Source organism: Sphingopyxis sp. BSNA05 (assembly GCF_013265645.1).
GTDB lineage: Bacteria > Pseudomonadota > Alphaproteobacteria > Sphingomonadales > Sphingomonadaceae > Parasphingorhabdus.
In genome coordinates this window covers 1-14095 of sequence record NZ_PYIA01000005.1, presented here as the reverse complement: position 1 = coordinate 14095, position 14095 = coordinate 1, and the positions used below count along the sequence as shown (strand labels likewise).

General features: G+C 52.9%; 13 protein-coding genes and 1 pseudogene. 9 read left to right on the top strand and 5 right to left on the bottom strand.

All coding sequences use genetic code 11. The features are described from left to right. Nucleotides 1-140 precede the first annotated feature (140 nt). The 3 genes from C8024_RS00635 to C8024_RS00625 are packed head-to-tail and all read left to right on the top strand — an operon-like array spanning nucleotide 141 to nucleotide 2406. Nucleotides 141-896: a TonB-dependent receptor plug domain-containing protein gene (locus tag C8024_RS00635; protein WP_173202574.1), complete on the top strand. Its 756-nt coding sequence runs from the start codon at nucleotides 141-143 to the stop codon at nucleotides 894-896. 2 nt (nucleotides 897-898) lie between these two features. After that, nucleotides 899-2041 (top strand): TonB-dependent receptor, encoded by a 1143-nt coding sequence (locus tag C8024_RS00630; RefSeq protein WP_173202573.1) that lies wholly within the window; start codon nucleotides 899-901, stop codon nucleotides 2039-2041. Continuing rightward, nucleotides 2038-2406, top strand: a complete 369-nt coding sequence (locus C8024_RS00625; RefSeq protein WP_367947080.1) for a hypothetical protein — start codon at nucleotides 2038-2040, stop codon at nucleotides 2404-2406. The genes C8024_RS00630 and C8024_RS00625 overlap by 4 nt, the downstream gene beginning before the upstream one ends. A gap of 596 nt (nucleotides 2407-3002) precedes the next feature. Here C8024_RS00625 and C8024_RS00620 read toward each other — a convergent pair. Then, nucleotides 3003-3185 (bottom strand): helix-turn-helix domain-containing protein, encoded by a 183-nt coding sequence (locus C8024_RS00620; RefSeq protein ID WP_254305426.1) that lies wholly within the window; start codon nucleotides 3183-3185, stop codon nucleotides 3003-3005. Between the two features lie 992 nt (nucleotides 3186-4177). Here C8024_RS00620 and C8024_RS00615 point away from each other — a divergent pair. The 3 genes from C8024_RS00615 to C8024_RS00605 all read left to right on the top strand — a co-directional run bounded on the left by C8024_RS00615 (nucleotide 4178) and on the right by C8024_RS00605 (nucleotide 7066). Continuing rightward, the gene (locus tag C8024_RS00615) at nucleotides 4178-5422 is read left to right on the top strand and encodes a hypothetical protein (protein ID WP_173202571.1); all 1245 of its coding nucleotides are present in this window, start codon (nucleotides 4178-4180) and stop codon (nucleotides 5420-5422) included. A 26-nt stretch (nucleotides 5423-5448) separates the two neighbouring features. Further along, nucleotides 5449-5838, top strand: a complete 390-nt coding sequence (locus C8024_RS00610; RefSeq protein ID WP_173202570.1) for a hypothetical protein — start codon at nucleotides 5449-5451, stop codon at nucleotides 5836-5838. A 634-nt stretch (nucleotides 5839-6472) separates the two neighbouring features. Next, the gene (locus tag C8024_RS00605) at nucleotides 6473-7066 is read left to right on the top strand and encodes a hypothetical protein (protein WP_173202569.1); all 594 of its coding nucleotides are present in this window, start codon (nucleotides 6473-6475) and stop codon (nucleotides 7064-7066) included. A 176-nt stretch (nucleotides 7067-7242) separates the two neighbouring features. Here the strand turns inward: C8024_RS00605 and C8024_RS00600 are convergent, their stop codons facing one another. Next, nucleotides 7243-7512 (bottom strand): hypothetical protein, encoded by a 270-nt coding sequence (locus C8024_RS00600; RefSeq protein ID WP_217271904.1) that lies wholly within the window; start codon nucleotides 7510-7512, stop codon nucleotides 7243-7245. A gap of 162 nt (nucleotides 7513-7674) precedes the next feature. Here C8024_RS00600 and C8024_RS00595 point away from each other — a divergent pair, with 162 nt between their 5' ends. The 3 genes from C8024_RS00595 (at nucleotide 7675) to C8024_RS00585 (ending at nucleotide 9826) form a co-directional block, all read left to right on the top strand. Next, complete coding sequence (locus C8024_RS00595; protein ID WP_173202584.1) at nucleotides 7675-8226, top strand: ATP-binding protein; 552 nt, start codon at nucleotides 7675-7677, stop codon at nucleotides 8224-8226. Nucleotides 8227-8279: 53 nt separating this feature from the next. Next, nucleotides 8280-9581 (top strand): hypothetical protein, encoded by a 1302-nt coding sequence (locus tag C8024_RS00590; protein ID WP_173202567.1) that lies wholly within the window; start codon nucleotides 8280-8282, stop codon nucleotides 9579-9581. Nucleotides 9582-9685: 104 nt separating this feature from the next. Continuing rightward, nucleotides 9686-9826 (top strand): hypothetical protein, encoded by a 141-nt coding sequence (locus tag C8024_RS00585; RefSeq protein ID WP_173202566.1) that lies wholly within the window; start codon nucleotides 9686-9688, stop codon nucleotides 9824-9826. Between the two features lie 537 nt (nucleotides 9827-10363). Here the strand turns inward: C8024_RS00585 and C8024_RS00580 are convergent. The 3 genes and pseudogenes from C8024_RS00580 to C8024_RS00570 form a co-directional block, all read right to left on the bottom strand. Then, nucleotides 10364-11380 (bottom strand): annotated as a pseudogene (locus C8024_RS00580) (IS110 family transposase); the annotation flags it as partial. A gap of 543 nt (nucleotides 11381-11923) precedes the next feature. Beyond that, complete coding sequence (locus tag C8024_RS00575; RefSeq protein WP_173202564.1) at nucleotides 11924-12841, bottom strand: HEPN domain-containing protein; 918 nt, start codon at nucleotides 12839-12841, stop codon at nucleotides 11924-11926. Between the two features lie 153 nt (nucleotides 12842-12994). Next, nucleotides 12995-14095 (bottom strand): integrase arm-type DNA-binding domain-containing protein (locus C8024_RS00570; RefSeq protein ID WP_173202563.1); only part of this gene is annotated, 1101 nt, incomplete at its 5' end.

Below are 14095 nucleotides of genomic sequence, written 5' to 3'. Positions count from 1 at the left end.
ACAGTCTGATGGATCGCAAATGCCTACCCATCGGGGTGGGTTATTCCTTCCGCCACTGTTTCAATGAACAAATGCAGCAACGTCAAACGTTGCAACAGAGCCCTTTCAGGGGCCGGGATTATTAGGGAGGGTATATAGCAATGAGCATTATTCGCGCAGCACTTCTGGCCGGTACAGCCATGTTTTTCATGCCGGTGGCGGCAAATGCCCAAACCGGTAAAGCGCCTGCAGCAGACGCTGGGCAGGCAGCAGAAACCGGTGGTATCCGTCCGATCATTGTAACCGCCCAGCGCCGTGAAGAATCGCTTCAGGATGTGCCGCTGGCAATTTCTGCTCTGGATGCCCAGCGTATTACCGAAAGCGGATTCAACGATGTCGAGGATCTATCCTCCGCGGTGCCCAATCTAAACATCAGTGCGCTCTGGGGTACTTCGAGCCCCAAGGTCTTCATGCGCGGCATCGGCAATAATAATTTCAACCAGACGGCCGAAAGCAAGGTCGCGATCTATCTCGACCAGGTCTATCTGTCGGCTCCGTCGGGTCAGCTTTTCCAGATGTATGATCTGGAGCGGATCGAAGTTCTGCGCGGTCCGCAGGGAACGCTTTATGGTAAGAACGCCACCGGTGGCGCGATCTCCGTCTATTCAAAACTGCCCGAAGACTTTCTCGAAGGCTATGTCCGCGCCGGCTACGGCAATTACGACGCGTTGGAAACCGAGGGCGCGGTGACAGTTCCGATGGGCGACACGCTGTCCATGCGCGTCGCCGGCACCTATCAACGGCGCGACGGCTATGTGACGGATCTTGGCACGGGCAAAAGGTCAACAATATCGACCAATGGGCTGCGCGTGCCATCCTGCGCTGGCAGCCGAGTTCTGATGTCGATATTCGCCTGAATGTGCATGGCGGCGGCTCCGATACCACCCACAACAACAGTGTTCATCGCGGCATTTTTGATCCCGCACAGCTTGCCTTGGGCAATACGGTAAAACTTCCCGGCAATGCGATCGTTGACGGGCAAGGCGTTGACATATTTGGCTATCGCGACCCGAACCCGGATCCCTATGTGAACACCTATGAAGGTCCGACTTTTGCGAACATTGACCTGTTCGGCATATCGCTGGTTGGCGATTTCACCTTTGGTGATGGTTATACGCTGACCTCGGTCACCGGATATGAAACATCGCAGCGCAGCGTCTTGCAGGAAGGCAATGGCGCGCCGAGCACGATTTTCACCATCAACTGGGGGCCATCAGACTTTGAGTCGATCTCACAGGAGTTGCGGCTGGCTTCGCCATCGGACGACGCTTTCAGTTGGGTGATTGGCGGCTTCCTTTTTCATGAGCGTGGCGAGGTTGATAATTTCTACAATCTCACCGATGCCAGTTTCGCGCTTGGCGGACTTGAGGCCTTTGACCAATATTATGTCCAGTCGACCGATACCTATGCGGCCTTTGCGCAAGCGGAGCTGGAGATCACTGACCGCTTGAACCTCACCGTTGGTGGCCGCATCAACCATGAGAAACGCGATCTCGACCACAGCAGTTTTGGCACCGACCGTAATGGCAACAATCTGCTACCCGGGCCGCTGTTCGACATTAATTTGCAGGAAAGCTGGACAGAATGGTCGGGGCGGGCGGCTCTGAGCTATGATTTCAGCGATGACATCATGGGTTTCGTCAGTATCAATCGTGGCTTTACCAGCGGTGGTTTCAACACCGGCGCGTTTAACGATCCGGTCGGTGCGCTCAAAATCTATGACCCCGAAATCGTGATCAGCTATGAAGCGGGCGTGCGGACCTCGCTATTCAACAACCGCGTCCAGTTTAATATCACGAGCTTTCTGTATGACTATAGCGACCTTCAGGTTTTCACTTTCACCGCGGGCGGTCTTCAGTTCATCGAAAACGCTTCGGACGCCAGCATCAAGGGGCTGGAATTCGAGTTGCAGGCGCTGGTCACGGACAATTTCGAAGTCGGCGGCAGCTTGGGCTTCTGGATAGCGAATATAAGAACTTCAGCCGAACCAATGCGGGAGTGACCGAAGACCTGAGCGGCAATCGCTTGATCGGCGCGCCGAATTCGCAGTTCAATCTTTACGGTCGCTATACGATCCCGACAGAAATCGGCGATTTCGTGCTGCGGGGCGATTTTACCTATACCGGAAATCGCTACTATGACGAGCGCGAATTGGTGGAACTTAGCAGTGAGGGGGCAACTGTAAATCTCGACGCCCGATTTGCCTGGACCAGCAAGGACGATGCGATCGAAGTGGCGCTTTGGGCCAAAAATCTCACCGACGAAGTCAATATCATCGACGTGGTAGAAGTGGGGCTCTTTGGCTATCAGAATGTCTGGTACAATACGCCGAGGACCTATGGGCTTTCGGTCGGATATCGTTTCTAGTTCCATCTGTTGGTTGATATTATAGGGCTTTTTTGATCGCAGCACACGAGTACTAGCCTACGGCGGCGCGTGCTCCGTATGCTCAATATCTAGGGTGATTACTAATCCATAGAAATCAGTCAGCCTTAACCGTTAACCTATGGGCCTCTCTCGACGCGAATAGGCCGTTGCGATAGTAGATGGCTTAGCAGCGAATTGAGACCGGGCAAAGAAAGTATCGAGCTTTTCTAGAGTTGGGCCCAGTCAGAAGTGAGATCTTCTGCCAGACACGCTCAGTGGCACCAGAGGGCTCACAAGCAAAGACAAGGCGCGCCAACTCATCTGCCTGCGGGTAGGTGAACATATATATTGTCCGGTCGCCGGTAGCTTCAAGATCCCAGCCAAGAGTTTGTCCAGGGTGGTCTTAGAAAAATTTTTACAAGTATTTGTAGTGACTTACAGGTTACCAAACCCAAATGTTCGTTACCACACCTGTTCCCACACGCATCCGCCTATGGCCTAAACCGGTGTGATAATCTTATGCCTGAAGCGCCAAATCTTGTCCAGATTTTCCGACAGTTTTCTAAATTACAATGCCGTTTGTTTAACCAGATATGTCAGGAGATGCGTCGCCGCTTTTTATCAATGAAGCGCCTAAGGCTTTCGGTCACAACTAGGGTGGATGCGCCAAGCTTGATGATCTCGACCTCACCGCTGGCGATGAGCAGATAGAGCGTGCTGCGGCTGATTCCGGTAAAGCGGCAGGCATCGTTTACACGCATACTGATCGGCTCGGGCAAGTTTGCTTCGTTTAATGTGTGTCCCGACCTCGGTGGCATCGACAGCGATCTCCAGCTTCAAGCAAGTGATGACGGGCCGATCCAATGGGGGAGGGAAGGGCGGCCCGTCACCGATCCTCTTATCGCTCGAACATCTGATGATGTTCCACATGACAATTCTTCGCTGCGCTATCCAATTCAACACCTCATAAAACAAAACCAAATACGTGCTTCCGGGAGGTATCTAGGTACGGTTGCCAAGGTTGGGGTCGAGAGTTCGAATCTCTTCGCCCGCTCCAATTTTTCCAAGTAAATTCAATAGATTATACAAATCGCGACGGCGGGAAATCTGCTTCCCTGCCCCACATTCTGCGTCGGGGAAGCATGGGGAAGCAGCTGACAGCGTTTCGTGGCGTATATTTGGGTGTGCATTGCGGCAATTTGCTACAAACGAACCTAAGCTGCAAGGGAGCTCTGCACGGAAAGTTTGATGCTCCGCACATATTTGTTCAACGTGTTTCGCGAACTTTTTGATCGTTTGATCTGTTGAAATGCTTCGCTAAGACATGTTGTGCATTCACGGATTTCGTTTGGCGAAGCCAAATGGCTTAAAGTGGGACGAAAGCGGAATGTCCGCTATTGAATGCTGGGCGGTGCAAAGCGAACCTTCGGCTAACGCCCTAATCTTGGACATTCGCAACAGTCATATCCTATGTCTGCTTCGCGCCCCAACTCCAGCCATTGGGGACGCAGCCGCACCGACCCGGAAGCGGCCATTTATTCACGTCGATTGCCGCGGCAGCTATGCCGCCTCAATCTCGGCCATCAAGGCCAGCTTCTTTCTTTCTCAACTGTAGACGTCTTTCCATGTGGCGGTGCTCCCCAGTGGATTGATCTTCGCTAGAGACAAATGCGGGGCGCAAAGGAAGGGGTGGCCCTTATTCGGCAACCGCCTTTTAGTCTTGCATGTAAGCTAAAACTGGCGATCGTTTGTCTGCGAGGGAGAACAGAAGTTGGGGATTTCACTCAAATGGATGAGCAAAGTTGCCAGTTTTGGCGGAATCGGAGTTGCGAGCGGCATTGCCGGCCTTCAACAAGCGCGATCGTCGATACCCAACCCTCCTGAGGAACCAACGTACTTGGATTTGGCCATTTGGATTGTCTCGTTTGGAGATCCATTGGCCCTCCTCGCCGCAGTGGTCGCAGCAATCGGAACTGGTCTCTCGTTGTACCAAGTGCTTGCACAGAGCCCCTACACGAGCGATCAAGGTGAAAGTGACCGCGCTCATCAAAATGCATCTTTTGGAACTCTAGACCAAAGAAATACAGAGCGAAGCGCACATATTATCGAAGCCATTAAGAGAGACAAACACGAGCAGGTCCTAGCAGACCTGATTGCAGGCAAGGCCGATCAAAAGCTCTTGCAGAGGTACGAGAGGGCTCTCAACCTTGAGAGATTTGACGGACATGAGCTTTCAAAGCGTCAGGCCGGTGAAATCGCTCTAGTCGCTGACGTCGCTGAAGAATCCGGCGATCCGGTAGGGCGAAGAATCGCTGAACTCATCGATGCCGGGGCTATTGTTGAAGCGGCAAAATTGAAGGCAGAACAAGCAGCTAAGTCCCTAGGATATGAAAGGCGGAGGACTGCAAGAGAATTCAAGGATGCTGGTTACCTTGCTTTGCCATTTAATCCATCAGAAGCGGTGAAATACTTCATGAAGGCTGCAGATCTAGATCCAGAGGACGTATGGTCCAGAATTGAGCAAAGTCGAATCCTTTCGCTTCATGGGGAACTGGATCGGTCTGAAAATCTATTGCAGCAAGCTTCGAAAGTTGCGCTGCAAGAATACGATCAGATGGGGCTGGCGAATGAACGGGGTCAATTGGCGATGCTTCAAGGGCAGCATGGCCAGGCTAAACAGCTATTTGCAGTGGGCCTTAGGTTAGCAGAGAAGCGTCTTGAAGACCGCCCCTCCAACGACGCCTGCCAGCAAGATCTCGCTATCTCGTATAGCAAAATCGCCACTGCTTGTCTGGGACTGGGCGACCTCGATAATGCCGAGCTTCTCTTTCGTAGTTGCGTTGAGATTGACCGCAGCCTGTTCGAGAAACACAGCCGCATTGGCGAATTAGCTAGGCCACTTTCTGTCGGGCTGATGATGATCGGCGACGTTCAGCTTCAGCGGGCAATCCTCCTTTATCAATCCAAAGATGAGAGCGCCGCCAAAAAGAGGCAGGGAAAGCGCGAGAACCGCTAGAACAGGCTGTCGAACTGCGCCGGAGATTGGTAGCAACACACCCAGAAAATTGGCGCTACTTAAGAGATCTGTCAATCGCACTATTGCGTTTGTCAGCGATCGATCACGTTGAAGGAAAAATCCATGATGCCAAAGCTAATCTAATTGAGAGTCATGAAATAAATCGAAAACTTGTTAAGAATGACCCGCTAAACGTACATTGGCTAATCGAAAAACTTAAGACTCGAATGGCTCTAGAGGCCCTAAAATTCGATCCAAGCGATTATGAGCAACTATTGCCGTTGTTCAAAAATTTTCACCATGAATTGAGGGAACTAGAAAAGCAGTTCCCCGAGAATTATGTTATTATTACTTCACTCAAAGAGGCCCGCATTCAAATAGATCAAATTGAAGGTTTGATCGCCGAAGTTAAATAGAGGACTAGAAAACTATTGAGACTTGATGCTCAACATTAAGCCAAATTGCCAGCGCCTGATCAAGCCTACTAACCCCCGGGTCCAGTATCGGCATTTAGTGGATAGGTGCCCACTCATTAACCGAGGTACCAACGACCATGGCTGAACCGTAGAGCGACCGACTTTGCGTTTTGGCGACTTAACTTAACAGCTGAACGAATATCCGATCCTCGGTATTAGTCACACGCAAGCAGACTGTCCGGACACGGGCCCAGAAGCAGTCGTCATAATTTGGCATTTAGAATGACAGCTTCCCACCCAATTGTAGACATTTGCATGGCAATGGTGGGAGCCCAAAAGCCGACGCGAAGTGAGTTTGTCCACTACAGGAATTGGGCCAAATGCGGACTGACCCTTCCAAGATTGTCTTTGGTATCAGTTACCATTGAGTAGCGAATTTGGGCCTAAATCAATGTGCCGAAGTATCGCCGTCTAATCATACTCTCGATTGCCCCGGACATAGCGAAGTTTGTTTCCATTTTCGAGTGACAGTGCGGGCATAGACACCTAATTTATAAAAATGATTTCTAAGCCAATTTCAGACGATGCGACAACTCCCCCAACTGCTTACGAACGTGGGTTCGAGAGGTGCGTTGTGACCTTCATCGACATTCTCGGCTACAAAGCTCTATTGAAGACTCGTCGCGCAGAAGAAATCGCCAACGTCGTGAAGGCGCTTCGGAATTTCACTGCCGGTGATGGCGATGAGAGTAAGCCGCCGTCGAGGTCGGACGAGATTCGGCTCTACACGCAGGCCTTTTCCGAATCTGTGTCGGACGCAGTCGTGCGAGTTAGGACAATCGACACCCAATCGCAGGACGGGCCATTCGCCTATGAACTGATCGATCTTATGCACGCGATTGTTGAGTGCGTGAACCGGGGCATCTTGATCCGAGGTGGCATGACCATCGGCCCTGTTTATATCGATGAGAATGGTAAGGGGCCGATCTTCGGTGAGGGTATGGTGCGTGCTTATCAGATTGAAGAAGAAGAAGCTGTCTACCCGCGGATCATGATCGATGAAGATGCATTAACGGCATATCTCAATGACGAGACGCTTTGGCAGGACGGAGCCTTCGACGGTTATGAGGCTCGGATGGTGCGACCCTTTATCGCGGTCGCTGACGACGGCTCTTTTTCGTCGACTATTTGCGAACCGCCGGTCCCGGCGAGTTCGATTCGGGGGTAGCCGGGCAATTCGAATTTTTGCGGCGCCACCGCGATCTGATCACAGACAATCTCTTGACGGCAGATGCTAAAGCTAAACGCAAACTTGTTTGGTTGGCGAACTACCACAACACGTTCTTGAATGAGTTGCGAAGCAGGTATGATATGGATGACGCGTCCGGAAAATTTTATGCAGAGTTAGAGATGAAGCCCTGTGAATTGTTCGATAGCTTGGTGGTCGAAGGCAGTTGGACCGGCCTCATCGACAACCTTGTCGAAATAGGAAAAAACTTGAGTAGTTGATCGAGGGTCGCAGCTCAGCCCCACTCGAGCGTTGCGCCGCCTGATAAAATCAAAAGCATTCGGCCAGAATCGCAACAATCCGATTGCTGACTTTTCTCGGAATGAGTTGACTTGCCCACAATTGAAACCGACGCGATCCATATCGTCCACATCTGAATTACTCAATTCAAATCCGTCGACGTCATTTTCATTGAAAACACTAGCCAAAAGGCCGAGTGTTCCCTTGAAGAATAGTCAGGAGCGCCGGTGTGCAAAAATTGAGGTCCAGGTCGAAAACGACCATATCGAGCGGATTACGTCCGCCAAACCCCTTGCTGCGCTCTCAGAATTGATCTGGAACGCTTACGACGCAGACGCAAAAACGTAGAAGTACAGCTTCAGGAAGGCCAGCTTTCAAAACTAGACCTGATCCGAGTTATTGATGATGGTGCTGGCATTCCGTTTGAAGATGTGAGCGAATTCTTTAGTCGATTAGGTGGTTCGTGGAAGCAATCGACACCTAAGACTGATTCTGGCCGCATCATCCACGGCGAGAAGGGGCAAGGACGGTTCAAAGCCTTTGCACTTGGAGATCAAGTTAAGTGGCTTTCGGCATCCCAAGGGAAAAGCTTTTCAGTTGGGGCATCCAAAAGTGATTTAAAGAACTTTCGTATCAGTGACGCTCAGAGAACTGATCGAAATGGTTGCACTGTAGAGATTGAAGAGGTTACCCGCGATTTTGAGATCTGGGCTGAAGATGGCTTCGCAACGCAAATCCGCGATGTATTTGCACTCCAGCTTTACGAGGATCCAGATTTTGCCATCGTATATGATGGTGAAAAATCGATGCGCGCGAAGCCATCGCTAACGTTCAGCCTTACGAAATTTCGATTGAGCTAGATGCGGGCCCGAGCATTGATGCGAAGCTGGAGATTGTGGAATGGCGAAGCGACGTGGAACGCAAGATGATGCTTTGTTTGCCCGGCCGCTTCAGCTTCTATGAGATGCAACCAGGTATCCAAGCTCGGGGATTCAACTTCACCGCTTACCTAACCTCTGACTATTTCCAGAAGCTTGTCGACAACAACACCGAAGCGCTTGCTGAACTCGATACAGTATCGACAGCATTGATCAACGCTGCGAAGACTAGGATGCGCCAGCATTTTCGTGAACGTGAAGCGGAACGATCGCGAGGTAAGATCCAAGAGTGGAAAGACGCGAAGATCTACCCCTACGAGGGGCCAGCGGACAATCCCATCGATGTGAACGAAAGGCAAGTGTTCGATGTGGTGGCGTTAAATCTCGCCGACTATAGCGGTGATTTTGAGAAAGCTCCGGTCAAGCAGAAGAAGCTTATACTACAGTTGGTAAAAGCCGCGGTTGAGTCCGGGCCAAGCAACTTGCTCTCGATTTTGCAACAGGTGGTTGACCTACCCGAAACTCGACAAGAGGAGCTGGCTGATCTCCTGCGTAAAACATCGCTGACCTCAGTGATCAACGCGGCAAAAGCGGTCACAGATCGGCTCGAATTCCTTCGCGCACTCCAGATCTTGGTTTTCGAAGCAGAATCAAAGAAGCAGCTACTGGAGAGGTCGCAACTTCACCGAATTATAGCACAGGAAACTTGGATTTTCGGTGAACAATTCAACCTCGCTAGCGACGACGAAGATTTGACGGCTGTATTGAAGGCGCATTTAAAACTGCTGGGTAAGGATCGTGCGGAACTTGCTGCACTCGAGCCTGTTCTCGATGCAGAAGATAAAACCGCGATTGTAGATTTGATGTTGTCATCTCGCGTTCCAACAGCCACGGACGACGAGCGGCGCCACTTGGTCGTAGAACTGAAAAGGCCATCGCAGCCAATCAACGAAGATGTGATAGCCCAGATTAAGAAATACGCAAAAGCGGTGGCTCTTGATCAACGGTTCAAGCATACAGAAGTCGTTTGGGATTTCGTTGCGGTGTCGAACACCTTTACTCGTGACGCCGAATTAGAAGCAAGGAATCCTCGAATGCCTCGAGGAATGGTTCTTGAGCTTGAAGAGCCAAAGATCCGAGTGTGGGCAAAGACTTGGGGTGAAATAATCGCAGAAGCAGAAGGACGCTTGACGTTCTACAGAAAGCGACTTGAGTATCAGGCGACGGATGATGAGGCACTCAGATATCTGCGCTCAATCAATTCAGATTACCTCAGTGACGAGGTCAAAGCGCGGATCGCTGAAATCGACGAAGTTTCGAGCAAGGTTGACTCATAACCTGCAGCGCCGGGGAGGGAGGATGTCCTGTCTCTAACTTCAGTAAACGTCAAAGTGGATGTCTGTTATCAGCAGCAAAAGGCAGACGCGTTTATGTCTGAAATATGGGCGCAAAGTTGCCGTTCAAGCAGCACTACGGCTTCGATGGCAGTTTGTCAGCAACGCCAAACAAAGCTGCCGCGATAATCGACCTGCAAAGCGAGCGATGGCGCGAAAAATGCCAGAATTACGCCAGTTTTGATTGATGATGCCAGCCGGGTAGGCAATTGGCTGGCGCATTTTTCCTAGTAATTCCAACTCCCTGCACCCCAACCGACGGCGCGTCTTTTATCTTGCCATCTTAATTGGGCCAGTCTTTTTCCGAGTATTCGCCATCGTCGTTTCCTTTCCATCATAATAAAACGGTCACTATCGTTCGCTGCTCTGCGAAGTACTGCGAAGCATTGAAGGTCTGATACGCCGTGCAATCTTCCGTGCTCGTCGGCGGGGTTTGCTGGCTGCATCGAAGCAGCGTTCGAACCGCCGCGGCACATGTCGCTATCGGATTTACGGGGCATCATCACAGGCAATCGAGCGTGGTCAGCATAGTGCTGCCACAGGCAAGATATCGTGCTTCCCGTTGTCCTTGACTGTACCATTCCTTCGCCGCTTGCGCGGACCTCCTTAAGCTAGCGAGCTGCCATTACGGGCAACAAAAGCGCAGGTTAAACTCATGACCGGGCATAGCTCAGCCGCTTCTCCTTGGCCGACCAGGACGCCGCCACATCGGTTTCAGATGCATCGGGATCGCCGATATAGCAGGTGCCGTCGGTCCACATTGCATGCATCACCGTGGCCAGCTTGCGTGCAACCGCGACGCGCGCCTTGGCGTGGCATTTTGTCTTGGCCAGATGCAGGCCCCATGTCTTGATCGTGTCGCGCCCCTTGAAGCGGGTCAGCATGGCGGATGCCGCTTCGTAGAGCGCCCGGCGCACTTCGGGATCACCCGCTTTGCTGATCCGGCCCTGCACATCGATTGAAGAGCCTGACTGCCATCGCTTCGAAGTCAGGCCGAAGTAGGCTGCGACATCACGCGAGCGGCGGAAGCGCTTGGGATCGTCGATGGCAGATTTGAAGCTCAGCGCGGTCACCGGGCCGACCCCAGGTATGGCCATCAGCCGGCGGCAAAGCTCATCGCGCATCGCGATCTGGACGACCATCTTGTTGAGCGTGAGATACTCCAGCCACAGCGCCGCGCGTGCGCGCAGCATGCATTCCATCACGCCGGCAGTTACCGGATCTGCGGCTACCGCTTTGCGGACAGCTTGCTCAAAGCCTGTACGACCAACACTGCCGAGCCGGATACCGAACACCTTCAAAGAGTGGCGGATCGTGTTTTCCAGATCGAGGAACTTGCGCTTCAAACTGCGGCGCTGCACCAGCAACAAACGCATCCGATAGCAGTCCTCGGTCTTGATGTACGCCTGTCGGAACCAGCCTGTACGCATGATATGCGCGATGCCGAGTGCGTCGTTGGCATCGGTCTTGTTGCGCTGGGCAGACATCGCTGCGCGGACATGGCGGGTTTCCAGACAGACGATCGGGACGCCGAGCGCCGCCAGCTCGGCATGAAGCCAGGGCGCCAGTGCTCCTGCTTCATGGCCGACACGGCGCAACCTTGCGATATAATGCTGCAACGCAGCCGCAATCTCCGCTGGATCCGTCGCCACTGAGGCTTCCGCCACAACCTCGCCCTTGTCGGTTACAACGCATACCGAGGTTTCATCGATCGATACATCGAGACCTGCAAAATATTCCATCTCACGACTCCTTCGCTTCCGTTTTGGAGCGCGAAGCTTGCTCCCAGAATCTACTGGAACGCAAGGTTTCTGCGGCTTGGCGACAGCCGATGCAGCACGGCGCGAAATAGCCAAGTCGTGCCCAATTACAGCGGCCATCCAATTCCCTTCAACTTCCGAAAACGCCGAATCTACTCCGCAATACTCAATCCTGCGCCAACGCCCGAAATAGTGGGCTGTCTGCAAATCCATGCAAATGCAGAACGATTACCGCAAATTAGCATCGCGATTGTTGAAACGAACGTGTTCGGATCGGGCGCATTGCAATTAATGCACTGCAACGGTTAGGCTGAAGGAATACAAATCGCACGCAGCTTGTTTCGGCAACGGATTGCCGGCCAGCGGTTTCAGTAAGGAGAGAAAGCTCTGGTCGTGTCGCACTTTTTCGCGACGTAATTATGTCCGATGTCTATCTTGACGAAGTCGAATGATGCTGTTGCTGCAAACATTACTGGAGCATTTTTGCGTCATTGTTTCACGGATCAATCGGCGCCTGGCGCGACCCTAAACACTCGCTTCGAGTTTGGCGATGCGCTCAGAACAAATTGTGTGGACGACGCGCCCGAGTTCCTCAACGCATTCACCCAGCCATGCGAGTTCCTCATCACTAATGCGGTAATGCTTCGAGTAACGCGCCTTAACATAGGCTTCCTTGAGCTTCTCGAACCGCGCGCGATCCGGACGAAGTTCGCGCGGCCAGCAGTCAACCAAGCGCATATCAAGACGTTCGGCCTGCGTTCGTAGAAAGCCGAGATTGTGCACATGTGGCGTGTAGAAAGTGCAGACCAGCAAAACGGTGTGATACAAGCGCTCCGCTGACTGATGAAGGTCGAACGCCGCCTTTTTGAGGTCGCCGTCATCTACGGCATGGCGATATCCCCTAAAGAAACTTTGGGCGCTCGGCAGCCACTCCTCAAAATACTCCGTGGCCATGGCCAACGCTTGCTCAGGCGTCTTTGGCTTGGGTACGTGAAGTTGGCGGTCGTCAGCTTCGTAAAGTGCAATGCCGTCCTTGGCGACATCCATGAAGAAGTAGCGGCCATGCGCCAGACCGTCATTCACTTCGCCAAGCGTGTGGACGATGAAATTAACTGGCGTGCGCAGCGTCTTGTCGATGGCGAGTTCGCGCATCAATCGGTTGTCGAGCTTGAGCCAGTAGTCGACCTTGTCGGTGAGACGCTTGTCATTGACAATGATCAGAATGTCGAAGTCGGAGCGGTAGCCTTTCGCGGTGTGCGGTTCGTCAACCCAGCCGCCCCTTGCGTAGCTGCCATAGAGGATGATCTTCTCGATCTTCCCTTTCTTCTTCCATTCGTGCTTTGCGAGCGCCAGCGCGTCTTCGAACTCTTCGAAGATGATCGCTTTCACGCGTTCAATCTCGCGTTGCTTGGCTGCCGGAAGGTGATCGAGTTCGGTGCGCATGATGGTGCTCACTCTTAAAGTTTGATGCCGTGTTGGCAAGCATCAACGCGCATTGATGACGCGCCAGCGAAAAGCGCGTCATCACTGCGCGTGTCAAACGGGCGATTCCGATCATGTCTATACCAATATATGGGGATGGTGTGGGCAGGGCGTTCATGGCCGCTTTCTCCCTTCGAGATAATTCGCCCAGTCGGCCATCATGATGCGGCGCTTCTCAAGCAGATTGCCGCGGCGGTAAGCAGCTTCTGCAACGTCGCCCGGGTGAGCGGTCTCTTCTGATACCCAATCCCGGAACGCAGAGCGGAACCCGTGGACTGTATAGGGCTCGCCCATTTCCTTCATCAGCTTGGAGAGGGTCATGTCGGAAAGCGGCGCCCCTCGCTTCATGCCCGGAAACACAAGATCGCTGGTGGGCAGTCTAAGCTCGGCGCAGCGTCTTATGATCCGCAGCGCAGGTTCAGTCAGAGGCACAACATGTTCTCTGCTGGCCTTCATGCGGGACGCCGCGATGGTCCACAGTCCAGATTCCAGATCAATCTCGTCCCATGTGGCACCGCGAACCTCGCCTGATCTGGCGGCGGTCAGGATCGCGAATTGAAGCGCAAGGCGGCTGAATGATTCTCGCTTCCGTAAGTACGTTAAGAATGCCGCTACTTTGTCGTAGGGCATGGCGGCAAAGTGATTGTCCTTCTTGGGCTGGCGCGGCAGGCCTTTGGTAATCGCGCGCATGGGAGCCTCGCTCTCGCGGAAGCCCGATGCATATGCCCAGTCGAGTACCGCGCCTACCCGCTGGCGCACACGCCGCGCGGTTTCCGGTTTGGTCAGCCAGATAGGGGCCAGCAGATCACGAATCATCGGCCCGGTAATGTCATCGACCTTTACATCGCCGATATAGGGGAACGCATAAGCCTCCATCGTACTCGACCACTGGCCTTCATGCTCGGCATTGCGCCAGCTCTTCTTGCTTGCAGCCAAGACCTTGGCAGCAGCTTCCCGAAAGGTCGGGAAGCCCAAGACCTTTCTCCTCTCGAACACGGGATCGAGGCCGAGCTCTATCCAGGCGCGCACTTCGCGCGCTCTTTCTCTGGCAACAGCCAGACTGACCTTCTTGGCACTGCCCAGACCAAAGTCCCGGCGATTGCCATGCCGCTGGACCCGGCAGACCCAACTTTTGGCCCCGCCGGGTTTTATGATCAAATAGAGGCCGTCGCCATCGCTCAGCCGTCCGGGTCTGGTTGCTGCCTTCACAGCGGT

What these genes read in the sequence shown, in the direction of transcription:
- C8024_RS00575 (WP_173202564.1), bottom strand. Translation starts at nt 12,841, where the DNA reads ATGCGCACCGAACTCGATCACCTTCCGGCAGCCAAGCAACGCGAGATT.
- C8024_RS00635 (WP_173202574.1), top strand. Translation starts at nt 141, where the DNA reads ATGAGCATTATTCGCGCAGCACTTCTGGCCGGTACAGCCATGTTTTTC.
- C8024_RS00585 (WP_173202566.1), top strand. Translation starts at nt 9,686, where the DNA reads ATGGGCGCAAAGTTGCCGTTCAAGCAGCACTACGGCTTCGATGGCAGT.